We start from the raw sequence: 21253 nt of genomic DNA on the forward strand, positions 1-21253 counted from the left end.
TCAACGGTTTATCCTTCGCCGCGGCTCACATTGTTCCGTACTCGACTTATCAGACCAAACAACTGTCTTTGCTCCTCGGCACTGAGGCCAGCCAGCGCCTCAGTGCGAGTCTCTTCGGCAAGCTGCTGCAACACCTGCAAGACCGGCGCAGCTGCAGCCGTCAAATAGAGCCGATAGCAGCGCCGATCTTCCGTGTCCTGCCGGCGCTCCACCAGGCCCTCGGCTTCCAGCAGATCCAGTTGGCGCGTCAGGCTGATACGTGCGACGTCCATACGATCTGCCAGCTCAGCCTGCTTTACGCCCTCTTCCCGGGAAAGATTCCACAGTATCTGCCAACGAGAGCGAGTGAGGTCGTAGCTTTTGGCGCGACGATCAAAATTACGACGAAGTAGATGCGCTACGCTATGCAGCTCAAAGCACATGCGGGCTCTGATTTCAGAGTCTTTCATACGAGCTCATTTTTTAAAGTGCGCCGAGATGACCCCGACTCAAAACCGGGTCATTGTATGGAAACTTGCCTTAAACTCAACGTCGGATTGGAGCTTATAGTAAAAAAAAGGCCATCCCCATGGATGGCCTTTCGTGTCTTGTTCCATTGCGGACAGGGCGGTTTTTTACCGGGCGTCGCGCACCAGGCGAATGGCTTTGGGTTTTTCCCGTTCGCCGTAGGTGAGTGCGCCGCTGGCGAAATCCACATACCAAGAATAATGAGTATGAAAATTAGACGGTGACGAGGACCAAACGTCCGCTGAGGCGGCATTTGAGAAAAGCGCGCGGTTGATCGCCGGGCCGGCGCATTGCAGCTCGAGCAGGCTGCCCAGCTCGCGGATATTCGGCAGGCGCCAATCGCCATCGCCGGAGACCGCGCCCTTCTTGTCGAGTGCCGCCGCATAGGTCAGAGCCTCGGCCCAGTTGAGCCCCAGGGGGTCACCCCGGTCGCAGGCCTCTCCCGCGACACCTTCCAGACAGGCGCGCCAGATCAGGCCCGTTTCGGTGTCGGCAACGGAACCATCGTCCTGTTGTCGATAGCGGGAGGCGGGTGCCGAGGCCCAGATCTGTTCGCTATTGCAGCCCTGAGCGGCCTGCGCCGGGGCAGCCGACAGCTGCGGTGCCGATGCCGATGCCGGGCTGGGTTCGTTTTTCCCGGATCCGTCCGCCCAATCCCTGACCAGCCTGATATGGCGACCGTTGTTCCGCGGCATGGGCGCGGAGTAGCCGAACTGGAAGTTGACCGCCCAGGCCCTCTGTTGCAATTCGGCGTCCGGCGAATGGCTCCAGTAAAAACCGTCTTGGGTGTTGGGAAAATAGGTAGTGTCGATGGCCGGGGCGCTGCGTCCAAAGTTCACCAGGCCGGAGAGTTCATCCATTGTCGGTACACGCCAGTCGTCGAAGCCGCACAGCCCCCGCCGGTTGGTGCGGCTGACGAATTCCTCGATATTGCAATAGGTGGCTGGCTGGCCTTCGACATAGCCGGTGCACTGCGCGTAGCGGCTGTTCCAGTCGCCGATGGCACCGCCGTTGGCACTTTTGTCCGGGTTGTACCAGGTAAAGACATCGTCGGCGTCGTGGCGTCCGCGGTTGCCGTAGATGCCGTCGCCGGGCTGTTTGACCTCCCAGGCCAGACCGGTGGTTTCATCCAGTACGCACTGCCAGCTCTGCGCGTCCTCGGGCAGCAGCTCGCCTTTGGCGTCGACCTTGCGATAGGCAAAGCCGGCCGCGTCATCGGCGCGCCCTTCGCTGGCGATGTCCCGGCCCTGATTGCAGTCCTGCTGGCTGAGGATATCGCCCACCAGGGATTCCCCATTGGGCAACCGCTCGCGGTCAACACTTGCGGTGCAATCGCTGTTGACGCCCCTGGGGTAATTCGCACCCCAGGTGATGCCGGTGTCGTTGAGTTTGTTTCGCGGCTGGGAAGAATCCCCCCCGGATTCCGAGCATCCGTACAGGCAGGCGACCGCCAAAGCCAGCGTAATGACCGGCGCAGTTTTATGCACGAACATATTCAGGCCAACACACCCGGAATCACTTCACTCTGATAACCCTGGTACAACGGGTGCTGGTGGGCCTGCAGGGCCACCGCCGCCGTGTGTATCTGATGCAGGGGCGTATAGGAAGCGCCGCCGGCATTGGATACACCGCGCTGTATGGCACCGCCGCCGCCGGCCATGATCAATGGCACGTCGGTGTTGCTGTGGGCATCGCCGTTACCCATATCGGTAACCTCGCAGACGATGGTGCTGTCGAGCAGCCCCCGGTCCCGCAGGCGGCCGATCAGTGAAGCCGACAGGCTGCTCAGGTGGGCCCGGGTCTCCCGGTAGTGAGGGTAAGTCGGATCGCCGCCGTTGCCGCCGTGAATGGATGAGTGGTAGGTGTTCTGGAAATCCAGGTAGGGCAGAGTGAACTCGGCACCGTCGTTGCCCAGTGCCAGAGAGCAGGAGGCGGTAAAGTTGCACTCTAGCGCAAGGGCGATGATATCCGCCTGCAATTCCGCCTGTTGTTGGAAGGTGGAAAATTCGATCGGAAACTCGACCGGTGGGCTGGCGGCGTCGCAGGACATACCACCACCGCCCAGATCCTGCAGGCGCCGCTGGGTTTCCTCGATCGCCGTCAAATGAGAATCGAGGCGCTGTTGTTCGTAAGACCCCAGTTTTGTTTTCAGGGCGTTGACTGCATCCAGGTGTGCGTCCACCGCGTTCAGCTTGGGATCACCGCCCCCGCCGCCCGATTGCAGATTCCCGAACAGCCGGTTAAAGGCGTTGAAGGGGTTGTCTTCAAACGGCACTTTCGAACCGTTGTCCTTGGTCAGAACGCCGTTGCCATTGCTGTGCACGCCCAGGTTCACGTAGGTGAATGGCAGGTTCTCACCGAGGATTCTGCCCATGTTCACGTCGAAACTATCGCCGCCCCAACTGTTGTTGATGATTGTGGGCATGACGCCGTGACCGCCGCGATGGTGCCCCATGTTTCTGAGAAAGTTGCACTCGCTGGCGACGGTGCTGTAAGGCTGGGACATGGCCCCGAAACTGGTCAGATCCTCGTTGGGGTACCAGTGTTCCGGCAGGGCGCCGTCGGGTACATAAATCACCACCGATTTGTTGGGGCCCGTCTGCGCCTCGGCCAGGCGGGAGGCCATCATGCCCCCGACCAGCGGCGAGGCCCGCAGCAGTCCCTGGCCGATCCCCGCAGCGGCGAAAATTTTCAGTAAATCCCTGCGTCTTTTGTCAAACACATTCTTGTATGGCTTTTTCATAACTTGCGCCCTTATTCTGTTTATATGGCTGATCGGCTGGGTCCGGGTGCCTCAGCGCTGCCACTCTTTGCGGTAACGCACCGCATCCAGAGTGCTCATGTTTTCGAGCATCGCCCGGGGGCTCTGCTGCACCAGGGTGTCGGTCATATCTTCTACCGTGCAGGCGTAACCCTCCTCCTCGACCGGATCCAGTGCCCGCCCTTCCGGGTTGGAGTTGTCGATGCTGTCGTGCCCCACCCCGAGCATAAAGCGGAACATATTCTGCGATACGCAAGACTGCGCAGCGGGCAGGGTCGCCAGTAGCTGACCCAGGCCGCGCGAACCCTCGAACGCGATCGACTCGCCGCGGTTGCTCAGCACATCCGGTGCGTACAACGCGCCGCTGGCGTCGATCAGATTGCCGTTGAGGTCGACGCTGCGAGGGTTGCCCACCGCGTCGAAGTCTTCCATGCCGCCGCCGAGGGGGTTGATCCACTCCTGGTGACAGTTCAGACAGGGCGCCACGGAAGTGAGCGCTTCGTACTTCACGCGGTTGGTGGTGGCCGGATCGGCGATCAGATCCGCCAGTTCTTCCAGACGCTCGGCGCGGCTTTCCGTGATACCGGCGGGCGGATCCGGTTGGTCCTGGCACAGCATGCGACGGCGCACGCGCACCGAACGCCGGATCGGCGAGGTTTCGGTCAGCTCTGCCCAGCGCGCCATAAATGCACCGCTGGTGAGGATGCCGCCGCGGTCACTTGTGGTGACCTGCTGGAAGTCGTCGCCGGAAACGCCGCTGATACCGTAGTGCTGCGCCAGGGGTCCGTTGACGAAGGTCCAATTGGCATCATAAAGGGAGGCGAAAGCCTCGTTGCCGTTCAGCATCACCTCGGCGAAGACTTCGCGGATTTCCCGCTCCATATGCGGCGCCACATTCTCGAAACCGGGCCAGGCCGCCGTGTCCTTGGGCGCGTTTTCCAGGCTATCGGTCCCCAGCCAGCTTCCGACGAAGTCACCCATGGTGTCCCGGGCCTCTGCCAGGTCCAGCAGCCGCTGCGCTTCCTGGGTGATCTGTGCCGGGTCGCGCAACTCGTCGTTGGCCGCCTTCTGCAGGGCGATATCATCCGGGGTGGAACCGGCGAACGAGTAGCTCAGCCAGGTAGCCATTTCGTGCGAGGTCAACTCGAAGGCGTTCATGTCAATTGCACTATTGGCCGGATTCGATTCACCCAATTCGTGGCGATAAAGGAACTGTGGCGAAGACAGCATGGTCATCAGCGCGAGCTGCATGCCCCCTTTTACATCGCCTTCGGTAAGTGTGCCGTTGGCCAGTTCCGAGTAAGTTTCCACTTCCTGGGTGTCCAGTGGGCGCCGGAAGAGTTTCGGCGCAAAGTCGCCGATAAACTGATCCACGCAGCTCTGGTTGAAGGCGCCGCAGTTCAGTGCCGGTGAGAAGTCGCGCGCCGCCGACCAGGCCGCTATTTCCTCGGCCGCCGTCAGGAAGCGATCGTAGGTGCTGGTCACCATCGAGGCGTGTGTGTTGTTGATGAAGTAGCCCACCTGATTGTCGTCAGCCAGGCTCTCGGCAACGGCGAAATCCACACCCAGCAGATCCCCGACCGTATTCTGGTACTCGGCACGGGTCAGGAGTTTTAACTGGCGCGCACCGTAGCGGACCATCTCGCAATTCAGCGGTTCCAGGTCTTCCCAGAAGGTATCGGCGATATAGTTGCCGACCCTTTCCGCGCATTCAGCCCCACATTCTTCCGCTCGGCCCATGGGCATGTTGTTCTCGATAAACCCGATCATGAAATCCAGGTCCTGAGGCGTCGTCAGCGGGACGCCGACGCGACCGCCATCGCCGGCGAAGCCATGACAACCGGCGCAACTGGCCGCATAGATCTCGCCGCCGGTCATATTGCCGGTGCCGCCGCTACTGGAGCTGCCGGATGACGAACTGGAGCCGCCTGACGAGGAGCCGGTGCCACCGGACGAGCTCGAGCTACTGCTGGACGAGCCGCCGGGCCCGAGGCAATCCGGTGGGTCAAAGCTGCCGTCATGGTCGCCCTGGAAGCCAAACTCGACGCTGTCTCCAGGGGACAGCGCACCATTCCAGCCGACGTCGCTGGCGCTGACAGTGTTGCCCGAAACGGCCAGGTCCACATTCCAGGAGTTCGTGACCTGCGGCGCTTCACTGAACTGAAGCGCAACCTCCCAGCCGCTCACCGCGCTGGTGCCAGCATTGCTCACGGTGACATCAAACTGGTAGCCACTAGTCCAGACATTCTCGTTAGTGATTGCGCAGGAAACGCCATCACCGCCGCCACTGCCACTGGACGAAGAACCGCTTGAGCTGGAAGAACCGCCTGAACTGGAAGAGCCACCTGAGCTGGAAGAGCCACCTGAGCTGGAAGAACTACCTGAGCCTGAAGAACCGCTTGAGCTGCTGGAGCTGCTGGAGCTGCTGGAGCTGCTGCCACCGTCCCCGACGATCCGGTGCAGAGTGCCACCGATGATATCCACCAGATAAACTTCGCCGCTGTTGGATTCCCCGAATGAGGAAATCCCCAGATTCGTTTCCAACAGTTGGTACATCGCATCGGTATAGGCCCACACCCGGCCACTAACGTAGTCACCGAAAATATAGGCGCCCTGCATGCCAGCAATCTGCGAGCCGCGATAGACGTAGCCACCGGTGACCGATTGCCCCAGCCCGTGATCGTACTCGAACACTGGATCCTCGTAAGGGCCACTGGTGCTGCAGTTGTTAGAGGTGCTGTGAAAGCCCTCGCGACAGCGCCAGCCGTAGTTGCCGCCGCTTTCGATCACATTGATTTCCTCATACCCGGACTGGCCCACATCTGCCAGCCACAGATCGCCGCTGGACTTGTCAAAGCTCCAGCGCCAGGGATTTCTGAGGCCGTAGGCGTAGATCTCCGGCAGGCCGCCGCCGCTCACGAAAGGGTTGTCCGCGGGAACGGCGTAGGGAGAACCGCTGTCCACATCGATCCGGAGCATGGCGCCGTGCCAGTTACTGGTGTCCTGGCTGTTGGCCTGGGGGTCGTTGGCGGAACCGCCGTCGCCCAAACCGATATACAGGTAGCCGTCGTGCCCGAACGCGATGTGGCCGCCGTTGTGGTTAGCGTAGGGCTGCGGCAGGGAGAGGATATCCTGGCGCGAGCCAGCGTCCAGGCTGGCGCCACCCGTGCTTTCCGTAAAGCGCGCGATCACCGAGGTCATCGGCTCCGAAGCCGGCGTGGTGAACGACAGGAAAACCTGGCCATTGCTCTGGTAGTCCGGATGGAAGGCCATCCCCAGCACACCGCCCTCAACCGCGGTATCCACCAGACCAGACAGATCCAGATAGGTGTTCTTGGTGGCCGTGGCATTGTCGTTGGCATCGATCCAGTAGACGGTGCCGGTTTTTTCCAGCACATACCAACGGGAATCGTCCCCCGGCGCCTGCATCAGCCCCAGTGGCTGACTGAAGGTCAGGTTCGGGAACGCCCGCTCCAACTCCACCGCCGGGGGTGGCCCGCTGGGGCCGCCGCCACTGGAGGAACTGGAACTACCGGAGGAGCTGGAGCTGCCAGAAGAACTGGAACTTGAGCCCGAACTGCTGCTGGAAGAGCTTGAACTGGAACTGCTACCTCCCTCACAAATAGAACCGGTTATCGCCGGCACCGAAGCACTGCCGCCACCGTTGCTGACCTGCAGGCCGAATTCGGCGAACTGACCCGGCTGGAGATTGCCGTTCCAGGAAGAATTGGTCGCGGTATAGGGGTTGTCACCGGAGGTATCGGCATTCCAGCTATCGGTCACCACTGTGCCGTCGCTGTACGCCCAGCCCACCTCCCAGCCGTTGATCGGGCTGGTGTCGTTGTTGGTGATTCGGATACTGGCCTGTGCGCCGGAGCCCCAGTCGTTGACCACGACGTACTCGCAGGTTGCAGCGATCGCCGCGGATGTGGAACACCATGCGCATAAGAGCAGCAATAATGATGAGATTTTCTGGACGGGACTATTCATTATTATTTCCTGCACCGTTGCAGTGTAAACGGATGCCACCGTAGTGCGGCGGCGCCTGTACCATTCAGCCCCCGGAGCTTACCGACGACCTGATGTGGAACGCAGAAACGGCGGCACTCGGCATTGATTCCGGGTTCGCCATTTTTCGATCCGGTTTTTTAACCAACTTAATGTCCGGCCTACTTTTTCTGTCTTTCGCAAGAGTTGACGTTCTAGAAGGAATTTCCCAAACCGATTGCGCATAAATCTTCGCAAAACCCTCTACGGTTTCACGAAAATCTACTCGAGCGGCTTGCGGGAAGGTGGTGGATCGGCCGATGAAGCTGGGCGACACGGTATGCGATGCCCGCCCGGACGAGAGAAAAGGACAGGAAATTGTCGGTATGAATGTCATCACCGATATGGTGAGAAAAAGCGATGCGTACGAAGGCGGTCAGATTCTCGATCCGATAAAGGGCAAGGTTTATGACGGCAAGATGTGGGAAGGGAATGGCACTCTGAAGGTGCTTGGCTAGCTCGGTTTCTTCTAGCGGACTCAGACCGGATATCCGGCAAAGTAAAACAAAAAAGAGGGCTTTTTAGCCCTCTTTTTCTTTGCTGTCGACAACCCAGCCTATTTGCGTTCGACCTCGACTTTATCCACTTTCTGGAAGCCCCGCGGCAGCTTGTTACCGCGCCTGCCCCGCTCTCCCTCGTAGTGTTCCAGCTCCGAGAGCTTGATCTTGGTGTGGCGCTTACCGGCGTGAATGATCAACTGGTCCTTGCCTTCCAGCACCGCGATTCCCACGACGATCTCCTCGCGGCTGGCCGCGCGAGCGGAAGGGATATTGATGATCTTGTTGCCCTTGCCTTTGGACAGCTGCGGCAGTTCCGTCACCGGGAACACCAGCATCCGGCCCTCGCTGGTAACGGCGGCGAGCAGTGCAGATTCGGGGCTTTCAAGTTCCTGCGGCGGCAACACGCGGGCATTTTTCGGCAGGCTCAACATGGCTTTACCGGCCTTGTTGCGGGACTGCAGATCGGCGTAGGTGGCGATAAAGCCGTAGCCTGCGTCCGACGCCAGCAATACCTTCTGCTCGTCATTGCCCATCAGCAGCCCTTCAAAAGTGGCCCCCGATGGCGGGTTGATACGACCGGACAACGGCTCCCCCTGCCCCCGCGCAGACGGCAGGGAATGCGCGGCGATGGCGTAACTGCGCCCGGTGCTGTCGAGCACCAGCGCCGGCTGGTTACTCTTGCCTCGAGCGGCGAATTTAAAGCCGTCACCGGCCTTGTAGCTGAGCGAGGTCGGATCAATCTCGTGGCCCTTGGCCTGACGGATCCAGCCCTTGTCAGACAGCACTACAGTGATCGGGTCGGAAGACAGCAGGTCCGCTTCATTAAACGCCTTGGCCTCTTCTCGCTCCACAATCGGGGACCGGCGCTCGTCACCGAACTCGTCGGCGGCCTGCAGCAACTCTTTCTTGATCAGGGTTTTGAGGCGACGCTCGCTGCCCAGGGTTTTGGTCAGAGTATCGCGCTCTTTGTTCAGCTCCGCCTGCTCGCCGCGGATTTTTACTTCCTCGAGGCGCGCCAGTTGGCGCAACTTGGTATCGAGGACGTATTCCGCCTGCACGTCGGACAAACCAAAGCGTTCGATCAACGCTGCTTTGGGTTCGTCGTGCGTGCGGATGATTTCGATCACTTCATCGATATTGAGAAACGCGATCAGCAAGCCGTCCAACAGGTGCAGACGCCTCTCAACCTTGTCGAGGCGGAACTGCAGGCGACGCCGCGTGGTAACGGTACGGAAGCTCAGCCACTCGGTGAGGATCTTGTCCAGGGACTTCACCTGCGGGCGACCGTCGATACCGATCATGTTCATGTTGACCCGGTAGCTTTTCTCCAGGTCGGTGGTAGCGAACAGATGGTTCATCACCTGCTCCAGATCCACGCGGTTGGACTTGGGAACGATCACCAGACGGGTGGGATTTTCGTGGTCAGATTCGTCGCGCAGGTCGCCCACCATCGGCAGTTTTTTGGCCTGCATCTGTGCGGCAATCTGCTCCAGCACCTTGGAGCCACTGGCCTGGTAAGGCAGTGCGGTAACGACGATATCGCCGTCTTCTTTCGTCCACACCGCGCGCATTTTTACCGAGCCCTTGCCGGTCTCATACATTTTCTGCATGTCCGCACGGGGGGAGATAATCTCCGCCTCGGTGGGCATATCCGGGCCCTGGATGAACTCGCACAGCTCGCTGACGGTCGCTTTGGGGTTCTCCAGCATGTGTACAGTGGCATCCACCACTTCGCGCAGATTGTGCGGAAGAATATCTGTGGCCATACCCACGGCGATACCGGTGGTGCCGTTCAGCAGAATATTGGGGACGCGCGCCGGCAGTACCGCGGGCTCGTCCATGGTGCCATCAAAGTTGGGCTGCCAATCCACGGTGCCCTGGCCAAGTTCAGACAGCAGCACCTCGGAGTATTTGCCCATGCGCGATTCGGTGTACCGCATGGCCGCGAAGGATTTTGGGTCATCCGGCGAGCCCCAGTTGCCCTGGCCATCCACCAGTGGGTAGCGGTAGCTAAACGGCTGCGCCATCAGCACCATCGCTTCATACACCGCGCTATCGCCGTGCGGATGGTATTTACCGATCACATCGCCCACGGTGCGCGCAGACTTCTTGTATTTAGCACTGTTCTTCAGCCCAAGCTCGCTCATGGCGTAGACAATCCGGCGCTGTACCGGCTTGAGGCCGTCGCCGAGGTTGGGCAGGGCGCGGTCGAGAATCACGTACATGGAGTAATCCAGGTACGCCTTCTCGGTGTAATCCGCCAGGTTCTGGCGTTCGGAGGCGTCGTAGACTGAAGGCTCGGTCATACTGCGAGAGTCTCGTTATTCTGCGGAAAGAGCTGGATTATGGCGGAGTGACGCAGCGGGTTCAAAGGGCGCTGGCCCAGGCCGCACCAAACACCGCATTCTGGCCACTTTTTAACCGGCGAGACTGCGATCTCCCTGGCCGATATGCCATTTCAAGCTCCCCACCTCCCCGAAAACCTGTGATAACTTACCCCGCAATCTACCAACTCGGGGAACGGATATGCCCGCACTCTTCGCCTTTCTGCACCATCTGGCCTTTATCGCCATGACCGCGGTGCTGACCATGCAGCTGGTGCTTCTGGGGCAGAGTTTTACCCTGCAGAACGCTCGCAAAATTCGGATCGTTGACCGTATCCTGGGTATTTCCGCTGCGCTACTTTTGATCGTGGGCTTTTTGCGCGTGTTCTATTTCGAAAAAGGGGCGAGCTTTTATTTTCAGAACGGGGCCTTTCACGCAAAGCTGGCGCTGTTCGTGATTGCTGCCCTGCTTTCCATCTACCCTACCATCCAGTTTCTGCGCTGGGGGAAAAGCCTGCGCGCAGGCCAGATTCCTGACATCAGCGATCGCAAACGCCGCTGGATGCGTATCATCGTACACACCGAACTTACTGCCATCGTCGGTATGGCCCTGTGCGCCGCACTGATGGCCAGAGGCATCGGCTACTTTGGCTGAACCGGCAGAACCGAACTTGACGTCACTCGCACTCAACAATCTTTCCATTGGCAACCTGGAAAATATCGACCTGGACGTGGGCGCCGGCGAAATCGTTTGCCTGTCTGGAACGTCCGGTTCCGGTAAAAGCCGGCTGCTGCGCGCCATTGCCGACCTGGATTTACACAGCGGCACTGTGCGCCTTGGGGCCATCGGCCAGAGCGATATGCCCGGCCACCGCTGGCGCAGTAAGGTAATGCTGGTACCCGCAGAAAGCGCATGGTGGCACGATACCGTGGGGGAACATTTCCCTGAACGCTCGCAGGAACCCCTGCAACAACTCGGGCTGGAAGCGGGCGCATTTGGCTGGCCAGTATCCCGCCTTTCCTCCGGAGAGAAGCAGCGGCTGGCACTGATACGCGCCCTGCTTCGCAGACCGGCAGCACTGCTGCTGGACGAACCCACGGCGAATCTCGACAAAGACAGTACCGAACGGGTGGAAACCTGGTTGCGCGACAATATTCGCCAACAACAGCTACCGACGCTGTGGGTCGCGCATCACGAAGACCAGATTGCACGCGTGGCCGACCGGCACGTGCATATTGTGGACACCGGGATTGAAGAACAGGCGATGACACCGTGAATGTCATCGACCTCTCATGGTGGCAACTGGCGCTGACGGCATTACTGATCATCGCCCTGGCCGCGTGCACCTTTCTGGCGCACCTGGGTGTGGGCAAATCGCTGCTGATCGCCGCTGCCCGCACCGCGATTCAGCTCACCCTCGTGGGCCTGGTACTGGAAGCGCTGTTTTCCGTCGGCAGCCTGCATTGGGTGGCACTGATGGGCATCGGCATGCTGCTGCTCGCCGGGCGCGAAGTGGTGGCGCGGCAGAAATACAATCTGCGGGGCGGTTGGAGTTTTGGCATCGGCACCCTGTCGATGTTTATCTCCGCCTTCGCCGTCACCGTACTGACACTGGTTGCAGTGATCAGCCCCGATCCCTGGTACACACCGCAATACGCCATCCCCTTACTGGGCATGCTGCTTGGCAATACCATGACCGGTGTCGCCCTGTCTCTGGACCGGCTGACCGAGAGCGCAAAGCGTTCACGCAACATTATTGAAAACCGTCTGATGTTGGGCGAGACCGCACAACAGGCGATTGGCGAATTCCGCCGCGACGCCATGCGCGCCGGCCTTACCCCGATCATCAACGCCATGGCCGCTGCCGGTATCGTCTCCCTGCCGGGCATGATGACCGGACAGATACTCGCCGGCACCTCGCCGGCGCTGGCAGTGAAATATCAGATACTGATCATGTTCACCATCGCCGCCGGCACCGGCTTTGGTACCTTCGTGGCTGTGACACTCTGCGCGCGCCGGTTGTTTGATGGGCGAGAGAGATTACGGCTGGACCGTCTGACCCGGTAGCCTCGTTTGAATTATCCAGCTATTCAACACAGACCGAATCCAGCACACTCCGAATCAGGCAGTTCAAGTGGTGCATCTGCTCCGCTTGCATAAACTGATCTCTGTACTCGCTGACAAACTGTTCCATCGGAAAATGCGTGCCTTTTACCATTCTCCAGGCATAGCGGTAAGCGATCATTTTTTGTAACTCGTTGACCTCTGCGTGCTCGGCACCCGCCCCTGCAGGTTGCGGCGTTTCCTTGCGTTTCTGATCCAGCCACACGGAAATCTGGTCGTCCTCATCCGGCCGTGCAATCACGTGAACGTCCCGCAACACATTCCAGAAGGTCGCCGCATTAGCGGTGCGAGAACCCAGCTGCCATTTTTCCCTGGGAATTTCGAAGTAACTCAAAATAGTCGCGATCGCCGATGTGTGATCGAACACAGTATCCCCACCTGGACGGAACACGGTTTTCGGTGGAATGCGCGGTGAAATCAGTAACAGGGGCACACGCACACCCAGGCGATCAAAATCAAATGGATGCTTTGGGCTCAGCTCGGGCTTGACCGTACCATCTTCCGGATTTTGCCAGGGAGCCACTGCTGCAGGCGGCTCCACGTGATCGTAGGTACCGCCGTGTTCATCGAAATTGATAATCAGCAGCGTATCCTTCCAGGCCGGCGAATTTTTCAGGGCGAGATAAATATCCCAGAGAAACGCCTCTCCCTGAGCCAGATCACCGGGCGGATGATAATCGGTTCCGTTGTGCCCGAATCCCCATTTTTTTTCAAACCAGGTTGGCTCCAGGTAACTGAAGCGGGGAAGGCTGCCGGCCTTCGCGAGCGCAAAGAAATCGCTCAGGTCTTTGAAATGTGCAGATTTATCGCCCAGGGAGGGCCACAGCAGATCCTGTGTAAAGCAGTAATTTCCTTCGTCAAATTCGAACCCCGGCCAGGTCTGGCTGTAGAACACTGCCCAATCCCTTTCCGGGCTGTCGTACCCATTCTCCGAGAGCACATTCCAGAGTGTTTTTTCACTGAATTCATAGGGATAACCATCGACATGCCAATAGTTATCCACCATGGCATATTTGGTATCGCTTAGATCGTGGTAATAGCCGATCGAATTTCCCGTCAGTGAAAACGCGCGATTGCAGTTTGTCTGGGTTGGAATAGAGGAAAAATAGACATCGGACACCGCGTAAGATTTGGCCAGGTAATTGATGACCTGCAGAGAGTCTGGCGTATAACACTGCATGATCTGCTCGGGATGATTGCTGGCACTGGCGTAATCTCGGATAAACCCCTGCATGTTGTCCGCGATCTGCACCTGAACATGTTCAAAAGGTTCGTGGGGGTCAACATCGGGAATAGATCGTCCCTGTGAAGGCGCCACCCTGGATGCAAACGTCACCTTACCCTGGTAGCTATTTGAATAGTGCCCCGTATTCAAGCCATTGAAGGGAGGTGCCTTAAAGCCTGCCCGCGGCTCCGGAATAAAATTGCAGGATTCATCGGCGTCATATAACCACCCCAGTAGATGATCCAGTGAGCGATTTTCCAACATCAGGTAAACGATGTGTTTAACGGGAGCATTGTTACTCATCAGACAATCCTTGTTCTCAGGTTTTACTGTTCCACACCAAGACTATCTAGCCATAAAGAACTAACCTGGTCACGTTAGATGTAGCGCCATTGCGCCCAGGTGAGACATCCCACCCACTGCCGGGTGCGTACCTGGCCCAAGCGGGTTTCGCGGGTATAGACATTGCTCCCGACCTTGAGCAGGATGGCGCTATTCCATTGGCAAACATCCAATCGATTGAGCGCAGTAGTTGAGCGAGGAACAATAATAATGAACGATTGCCTGATCATCGGCGGCGGCCACAATGGCCTGGTGTGTGCCTGCTACTTGGCCAAAGCCGGCAACAAAGTCACCATTCTGGAACGCCGCGATATTGTCGGCGGCGCAGCGGTTACCGAGGAGTTCCACCCCGGCTTCCGCAACTCTGTGGCCAGCTATACCGTCAGCCTCCTGAACCCCCAAATCATCCGCGACCTGAATCTGCACCGGCACGGCCTGCAGATCAAACTGCGCCCGCAATCGAACCTCTTTCCGCACCCGGATAACGGCAGTCTGTCGTTCCATAAAAACCCGCAGGACACCCTCGCAGAGATTGCGCGCTTCTCTGAGAAAGACGCCGCCGCCCTGCCCGCCTTTTATGAAATGCTGGAGACGGTAGCCGATGTATTGCGCGAGGAACTATTGCGCACCCCGCCCAATGTAGGCGGCGGACTAGCGGATCTTATCCGCGCCGGCAGTTTCGGTATGCGCGCCCGAAAACTCACCATGGCGCAGCGCCGCGATACCCTGGACCTGTTCACGAAAAGCGCCAGCGATGTGCTGGATACCTGGTTTGAAAGCGACCAGGTGAAAGCCGCCTTCGCATTCGACTCCATTGTGGGTAACTACGCAGCCCCGAGCACACCCGGCTCCGCTTACGTACTGCTTCACCACGTATTCGGCGAGGTCAATGGCGAGAAAGGAGCTTGGGGCCACGCCATCGGCGGCATGGGTGCGATTACCCAGGCTATGCTGAAAGAGGCCAAACAGCTCGGTGTAGAAGTCATCACCGGCGCCGAAGTAAAAGAAGTATTGATCGAGGGCGGCCTGGCGAAAGGCGTGGTACTCACCAGCGGAGAAACCCGCCTCGCCCGCAAAGTGATTGCCAACGTGGGCCCAAAACTGCTGTTCGGAAAACTGGTCGACCACCAACATCTCGACCCGGAATTCCAGCGCCGGGTGCGGGGCTTTAAAGTCGGCTCCGGCACCTTCCGTATGAACGTGGCCCTGAAAGAGCTACCCGACTTCACCTGCCGCCCGGGCAAACAACTGCAGCCACACCACCAGTCCGGCATCGTTATCGGCCCCAGTATGCAATACCTGGAACAGGCCTATCTGGATGCCAAGCAGTTCGGCTGGTCGAAAAAACCGATTGTTGAAATGCTGATCCCCTCAACGGCGGATAACTCACTGGCCCCCGAAGGGCAGCACGTTGCCAGCCTGTTCTGCCAGCAGTTCGCCCCAGAGTTGCCGGGCGACCGAGACTGGGACAGCGAGCGCGAACAGGCGGCCGATACCATTATCGACACCGTCACCGAATACGCGCCCAACTTTCGCAATGCCATCATCGCCCGTCAGATTCATTCGCCACTGGACCTGGAGCGCAAGTTCGGCTTGATGGGAGGCGATATCTTCCACGGCGCATTGGGGCTGGACCAGCTGTGGAGCAACCGCCCGTTTATGGGATTCAGTGATTACCGCACGCCGATTGAGGGGCTGTATATCTGCGGGTCCGGCACTCACCCAGGCGGTGGCGTGACTGGGGTGCCGGGGCATAATGCGGCGCGGGAGATATTGAAGGGTTGAGATGTTACCCAGGCAAAGACGGTAACCAGACGTGAAAAGCAGGCACGCTACTTTTGAAGCACTTTTTAAAATCTGACCTTAACTTTACTGTCCGGAAACCGTTGGCCACTACGCAACGTTACTCTTGAGCGCATGAAGTAGGTCCGCTTGTACCGTTTTTTTTAAAAAGCCGTTTTGACAGGTACACCCACACAACCATAGCCTGCACAACCATCGCCAGTACAACCATAGGTTTTGACAACAATGACTCAGCCATCCAAATCGCCGGACAAAGCCAAGGTGACCACCTTCGATGAATTTGTCCAGCAGGTAGATTACTCGTTGATGGATAGCTTAAATGCCGACCCAGACGCTACAACGGATGGCAATGACCACCGCGCGCGCCCAGTATTCTCAGGGCACTTCGTGCCGGTAACACCAACACCGATTGGACAGCCAGAATATGTCGCCCACAGCCGCAGTCTCTTTCAAGAGCTAGGACTCAGCGACGAACTTGCCCAAGACCCAAAATTTACCCAGTTATTCTCTGGGGATATCTCCGCAGCCCGCGCCCCTATGCATAACTTCGGCTGGGCAACAGGTTATGCGCTATCAATTTACGGTACTGAATATATCCAGCAATGCCCATTTGGCACCGGCAACGGGTATGGTGATGGACGGGCCATCTCCGTGTTCGAAGGGGTATTTAACGAGCAGCGCTGGGAAATGCAATTAAAAGGGGGCGGCCCAACTCCGTATTGCCGCGGAGCCGACGGGCGCGCGGTATTGCGCTCAAGCGTACGTGAATTTCTCGCACAGGAGTATATGCACGCTTTGGGTGTGCCGACCTCCCGCTCGTTAACCCTGTATGTATCAAAAACGGATACCGTATCCCGCCCCTGGTATTCCGATCATTCCAGCGCATTTGATCCAGACATAATCACCGAGAACCCGGTGGCAATATCAACACGCGTAGCACCTTCGTTCCTGCGTGTTGGGCAAATTGAATTATTTGCCCGCCGCGCCCGCAGCAATGCACATGACAATGCTCATGAAGAGCTGCGCATGATCGTTATGCATTTGATTGCCAGAGAATACCAAGACGACATCGACCCTAGCCTTAATTTTTCAGATCAATTGATTGAGTTAGCGCGATTCTTTCGCCAGCGTCTTAGCGCATTGGTCGCCAACTGGCTGCGTGTAGGTTATTGCCAGGGAAATTTCAACAGCGACAACTGCGCCGCTGGCGGCTTTACGCTGGATTATGGCCCCTTTGGTTTTTGTGAAGTTTTTGACCCCGAATTCCAACCCTGGACCGGTGGCGGTCAGCATTTTTCATTCTTCAACCAGCCAACCGCCGCAGAGGCGAACTTTCATATGTTCTGGACGGCCATCCGCCCCCTGCTCGCGGACGACAATGAAGCACTAGAACAGCTGGATCAAATACGCCGTGATTTCCAGGAAGTAATGCAAGACCAATTGCATCACATGTGGGCAGCCAAGCTCGGTCTCACAGAGTTCAACCTGGATCTTTTTAAGGAACTGGTGACGCTCATGAGTCGCTCAGAGGTGGATTACACCATGTTCTTTCGTGAGCTTTCCCATATACCTGAGGATATTGCCGCATTGAAAAAAAGCTTCTATGTCAAAACATCCTCTGAGCTCGACGGAAAATGGCAGTCCTGGTTAAGTGACTGGCGCGACCTGGTGTTGGTCGGTTATGACTTATCGACGGCAGCTGAAAAGATGAAACGCATCAACCCGAAGTATGCGTGGCGTGAATGGCTGATCGTCCCAGCCTATCAACAGGCCACACAGGGTGATTACGGCCTGATCAAGGAGCTACAGGAAGTCCTGAGCTACCCTTATGATGAGCAATCAAAAGAAATCGAAGAGAAATACTACCGCCTGAGGCCCAGAGAGTATTTCAATGCAGGGGGCGTATCACACTACAGCTGCTCATCTTGAGCGCGGCATTTCTGAAGCCGATTTTTGGAACTTCCCTAGTGAGCAGCAATGAGTCGCTGCTACAGCGAGTGTCCGTTAAGGCGGGGGAAGATCACTATTTCGATGCCCCGTACTCGCGAATCACTTCGATCTTCCCAACGATGTTCTTATTGAGCTCATCCAGATCTTCCGTGGGTATCCACCACTCCGCATGGCCAGCTGCGCCGACACACTTGATCGGGTATCGGTCCATAAACTCTTTATTGACATAAAATCGAGTGACATACCCTTTGCCAAAATCGGTAATGTTCCATTGGGTGAGCGCTATTGCGTATTCTTCATTAGTAACTGGGTAGAAGATTGGCTGCTCTGGCAGTCTTGGTGGCCACGCCTTGTAGCCGGACTCTTTTACCAGTTCCAGCTCTTTCTGTCCTACTGGCCGGAAGCAAACGACTGTTTTTATGGTGTCTACTTTTTTGCGTGTAACTATGGCATCTAGAGGAGCGGCCGATAAAAAACATTATTATGTCAAGACTTGCCCCCTTATGTTCTTCCCACTTGTAGTATCCTGCCGTGGATACTTTCAACAGGCGACACATCATCGTCAGCGGGAAGTCGTCCCGGCACTGCTCGATCAGTGCGCACTTCAGTCTTGGTTTTTCACGAGGTACGCCGTCGCCTTTTTTAGAAACTCGACCTCTTTCCGGAGCGTCTCATTCTCTCGCGTCAGCTTCTGCACAGACTCGCTTTCTTTCTTGGATTAGTCTACCCCATCGACAGAGTTGAATTATTTATCAGAGAGGCGGTGGAACTGCCGCCTCCAGTTATAGATCTACTCAGGGTGAATACCCAGCTAGAACACCCCTTCCATTAGCTCATGTGCACGCGCTTCCAATAGTTTCGACCGCTCACGCACAAAATTTGAGTAGTCTAATGAGCCGAAATTGCCGGGAATAATCGCCCCTTTGAGGTAATCATCCCGCTTTGATTCTGCTATATCTTTAACGTATTCAGCTGGAGATTTGTCCTTTATTTTGTTGTTGTCGGCACGAGTCAGAAAGCAGATGTTAGCAAGGACATTGATCTCCTGTCGGTCGACGCCAGCTTTATCAAGGTGGGCACGAGGGAAAATGTGATGATACTCGTGCTTACTGCCTTTCTTGAGTACTTTATCCAAATCTATAGCCGCCCCACTTAGAAATGATTTAGGTGAGGTCGAGTTAAGCATAAGAATTAGCGCTTTCGAGTTGGCATTACCAGTCGAAAAATTTGAATGCTCAAAATCAATCTTAACCACCTCTTTAGGTAAGCTAAAAGAGTAAGTTTCATCATCCTTGAGTTGCAACATTTGACGAATATCAAAGGCCTGTTTCTCGTTTACATCTGCACTGAATCTTCTAGAAAAAATTGATATCCAAAACCATTTTAGAATAACTTCCTTTTGTCTAGACGAGTATTTCTGACCGTCTTTTTTTGTGGTTGCAAAATAAACACTAAGTGGTACCAATAGAGCGGGGAATGGCAACATCTTAAAATGTTTAACTCCGGCTTCTCGACGAAGAAAATCAATAGCACCGAGAATTCCTGCATTTATTTCATCAAATCGGTCACGGATATCATCGCCTTTAAGGTCAAGAATTGTCTTTGGCGTAGTGGTTCCTGAAATAACCCCAGCACAAACCTTCAGGAGTAAATCCCTCTCCTTGCACAAATCGCCAAAATTGTGATCCTCTATTTTCTCTTCAAGATCCTGAAACTTTTGCACCAAGTCGAACTGATCTGACCAGCTCCAAGCCGCTAAAAGTTCGAATACATCGAGTTCCGTTCCTGCTCGATTGATTCGCTCAAATACAATAGCCACCTTATTCCGATCTTCAGTTTCAAATATTTCATTTGGGATAAGGTAAGTTTTAAATTTCTCTTGGACAGCATCAATTTTGACCACATCGTCGTCTGATAGGTCTCTTGTAGCTTTTCGGTACGCTACACTATCGAAAAATGTTTTGACTTGAAAATGTCTTGATGGATCTACTTCAGTAGGATCGAGCGCGGCAAATAGAGACTCCTGTATTGCTTCCTGTGCAGACATATCGAAGTAAACGTCGACCCATTCCTCCGATACTGGAGTAAGCTCCGTTTGGAATACGCTAAATAAACTTGTTAACCGTTGTTGGCCGTCGAGTACGTAATTTACAGGGTAGTCTTTTTTGGGAGGCGGTAGTTCAAAGCACCCCAGCCTTTTCTCTGTTTCCAGTCGCTTATCAGTCTTCCACAGGATCATAGTACCAATAGGAAATCCCTTATAGATGCTATCCAGAAGAAATGCTACTTGCTCTGGCTCCCAAACGAAGTCACGTTGAAAAGCAGGTATTCGGATATCACCGCTTGAGATTCGGTCAATAAGCTTAGTGATTGTAATTGGCTCACTCATTGGTAGATCCTAAATTTAGTTTCGGCACTTAACTATTCGCATAACGCCGTGCTCTGCGGAAAAATTGTCCGACAGCAGCGCTTTGTTATGGCTACGATACCCTACCTGGCGGCATGAACTCATAACCTGTTAGCTCACAAGACAGTTCGTCGATAAACTGTAACGGCGCGATGCTTATGAACTCCGAAAGAAGCCAGTTGTACCTGCCTTCAAAGTGCTTTGCCAGGCGTTCCGGGCTATATCGCGCTAGCTCGCTTAGTCTATGCATAGCTGCAAATATTAATGTTATTGTTGAACGCTCAATAAAACCTTCAACTCCGTTACTACGTTTTATGTACCAAAGACGTTGAGGGCTATGTATATAAAAAAGATCTTTTCTCAGTGTTTTATGATATTGCTGGTATCTCAGCAAGCTTTGGGCCTTTTGAGACGGAACCCATTGAAATCGCCGCGTGGAACGAATAACACAACGATCTGTGATACCTTCATCTCTTTCGTAGTTATTAGATAGCCTATTCACAGTATTCATATTTGAATATTTCTTATCCAATTCAGCAGAGAACCACGCCTCATTTGTAGTTCGGGAACGAACTATTTCTGGATTCTTGATCGGTATGAATAGCTCTGGCGCGGAATCATAGGATAGGTCATAGGCCCTATGGATGAATGGCATGTTATACAACAAGTGCTGCAGACTATGCTCTTCATTATTGGCTGATTCGTCCAGATGACGACAAAGCTCCGCAAGGATACCCCCACCTTTAAATTTAACTATTTCGTTCGAAAGGTATGTTTGGCCTGCTCTTTGACGTCCGCTAACACCATGCCTATCACTAAAAGTAATATTTTTGGCGAGCAAAAAAGCTTTAGCTGCATTCAACATGCAGTAATAGGCAGTTAGAGGTGAAGAGTTTTTAGGCAACTCAGTCGTTGCATGATAAAAGTGTTGCGCTTGCTGCCAATAAAACAGGGCTTTTTCTTTGTGATTCCGCTTGAACCATAATCCCATATAATCCCAGGTGCTCGTTACAAGAATAGTCTTCTCATTAAAGCTTGGATCGCTAACCGCCTTGTGAATCGTTAGCGGCTTGTTCTTGTATTGTATCTCTCGATGCGCCACTAAGACTCCAAAATATTAATTGCCATAACAGCTTGTTTGTGGGCGTGAGCATGAATAGGAGCCACCGAAATGCCTATGCCTGCCCACAAAGTATCCACATATGTACCAAAGCCCGTGAAGTGCCCATATATGGATATAAACCGCTATCTAGCCACAAAAT

The 21253-nt window shown here is 55.7% G+C and carries 15 protein-coding genes; 6 read left to right on the forward strand and 9 right to left on the reverse strand.

Translation table 11 applies throughout. The features are described 5' to 3' along the window. Positions 1-8: 8 nt before the first annotated feature. From Q1A74_RS12620 to Q1A74_RS12635, 4 genes are all read right to left on the reverse strand, one after another. A complete protein-coding gene (locus Q1A74_RS12620) occupies positions 9-449 on the reverse strand; it encodes a MarR family winged helix-turn-helix transcriptional regulator (protein WP_299596481.1) in 441 nt (146 codons plus the stop codon). Positions 450-614: 165 nt separating this feature from the next. After that, entirely contained in the window at positions 615-2000 is a 1386-nt protein-coding gene (locus tag Q1A74_RS12625) for a DUF1566 domain-containing protein (RefSeq protein ID WP_299596485.1), read from the reverse strand. A 2-nt stretch (positions 2001-2002) separates the two neighbouring features. After that, positions 2003-3250: a DUF1552 domain-containing protein gene (locus Q1A74_RS12630; RefSeq protein ID WP_299596488.1), complete on the reverse strand. Its 1248-nt coding sequence runs from the start codon at positions 3248-3250 to the stop codon at positions 2003-2005. A 51-nt stretch (positions 3251-3301) separates the two neighbouring features. Then, the gene (locus Q1A74_RS12635; RefSeq protein WP_299596491.1) at positions 3302-7258 is read right to left on the reverse strand and encodes a cellulose binding domain-containing protein; all 3957 of its coding nucleotides are present in this window, start codon (positions 7256-7258) and stop codon (positions 3302-3304) included. 245 nt (positions 7259-7503) lie between these two features. On the opposite strand from Q1A74_RS12635, the gene Q1A74_RS12640 reads away from it, so the two are divergent. Further along, complete coding sequence (locus Q1A74_RS12640) at positions 7504-7773, forward strand: DUF2147 domain-containing protein (protein WP_299596995.1); 270 nt, start codon at positions 7504-7506, stop codon at positions 7771-7773. Between the two features lie 98 nt (positions 7774-7871). Here the strand turns inward: Q1A74_RS12640 and parC are convergent, their stop codons facing one another. Beyond that, a complete protein-coding gene (gene parC, locus Q1A74_RS12645; protein WP_299596494.1) occupies positions 7872-10121 on the reverse strand; it encodes a DNA topoisomerase IV subunit A in 2250 nt (749 codons plus the stop codon). A 220-nt stretch (positions 10122-10341) separates the two neighbouring features. Between parC and Q1A74_RS12650 the strand changes: the two genes are divergently transcribed. From Q1A74_RS12650 to fetB, 3 genes are read left to right on the forward strand one after another with little or no spacing between them, the layout of a single operon-like run. After that, positions 10342-10794: a DUF2214 family protein gene (locus Q1A74_RS12650; RefSeq protein WP_299596497.1), complete on the forward strand. Its 453-nt coding sequence runs from the start codon at positions 10342-10344 to the stop codon at positions 10792-10794. Between the two features lie 16 nt (positions 10795-10810). After that, positions 10811-11416, forward strand: a complete 606-nt coding sequence (locus Q1A74_RS12655) for an ATP-binding cassette domain-containing protein (protein WP_299596500.1) — start codon at positions 10811-10813, stop codon at positions 11414-11416. Further along, positions 11413-12207 (forward strand): iron export ABC transporter permease subunit FetB, encoded by a 795-nt coding sequence (gene fetB, locus Q1A74_RS12660; RefSeq protein WP_299596504.1) that lies wholly within the window; start codon positions 11413-11415, stop codon positions 12205-12207. The genes Q1A74_RS12655 and fetB overlap by 4 nt, the downstream gene beginning before the upstream one ends. Positions 12208-12226: 19 nt before the next feature. On the opposite strand, the gene Q1A74_RS12665 is transcribed toward fetB, so the two are convergent. Continuing rightward, positions 12227-13792: an alkaline phosphatase family protein gene (locus tag Q1A74_RS12665; RefSeq protein ID WP_299596507.1), complete on the reverse strand. Its 1566-nt coding sequence runs from the start codon at positions 13790-13792 to the stop codon at positions 12227-12229. A 216-nt stretch (positions 13793-14008) separates the two neighbouring features. Between Q1A74_RS12665 and Q1A74_RS12670 the strand changes: the two genes are divergently transcribed. Both Q1A74_RS12670 and Q1A74_RS12675 read left to right on the forward strand, forming a co-directional pair. Next, a complete protein-coding gene (locus tag Q1A74_RS12670) occupies positions 14009-15616 on the forward strand; it encodes a phytoene desaturase family protein (RefSeq protein ID WP_367275395.1) in 1608 nt (535 codons plus the stop codon). A gap of 243 nt (positions 15617-15859) precedes the next feature. After that, the gene (locus Q1A74_RS12675) at positions 15860-17563 is read left to right on the forward strand and encodes a protein adenylyltransferase SelO family protein (RefSeq protein WP_299596512.1); all 1704 of its coding nucleotides are present in this window, start codon (positions 15860-15862) and stop codon (positions 17561-17563) included. Between the two features lie 94 nt (positions 17564-17657). Here the strand turns inward: Q1A74_RS12675 and Q1A74_RS12680 are convergent, their stop codons facing one another. The 3 genes from Q1A74_RS12680 to Q1A74_RS12690 form a co-directional block, all read right to left on the reverse strand. Beyond that, complete coding sequence (locus Q1A74_RS12680) at positions 17658-17795, reverse strand: hypothetical protein (protein ID WP_299596515.1); 138 nt, start codon at positions 17793-17795, stop codon at positions 17658-17660. A gap of 600 nt (positions 17796-18395) precedes the next feature. Continuing rightward, positions 18396-19973 carry a DUF262 domain-containing protein gene (locus Q1A74_RS12685; RefSeq protein WP_299596518.1) on the reverse strand — a complete coding sequence of 526 codons (1578 nt, stop codon included), beginning with the start codon at positions 19971-19973 and terminating at the stop codon, positions 18396-18398. 91 nt (positions 19974-20064) lie between these two features. Then, a complete protein-coding gene (locus Q1A74_RS12690; RefSeq protein WP_299596522.1) occupies positions 20065-21093 on the reverse strand; it encodes a YaaC family protein in 1029 nt (342 codons plus the stop codon). Positions 21094-21253: the final 160 nt, after the last annotated feature.

Origin of the sequence: uncultured Microbulbifer sp. (assembly GCF_947504145.1) — a bacterium.
Classification (GTDB): Bacteria; Pseudomonadota; Gammaproteobacteria; order Pseudomonadales; family Cellvibrionaceae; genus Microbulbifer.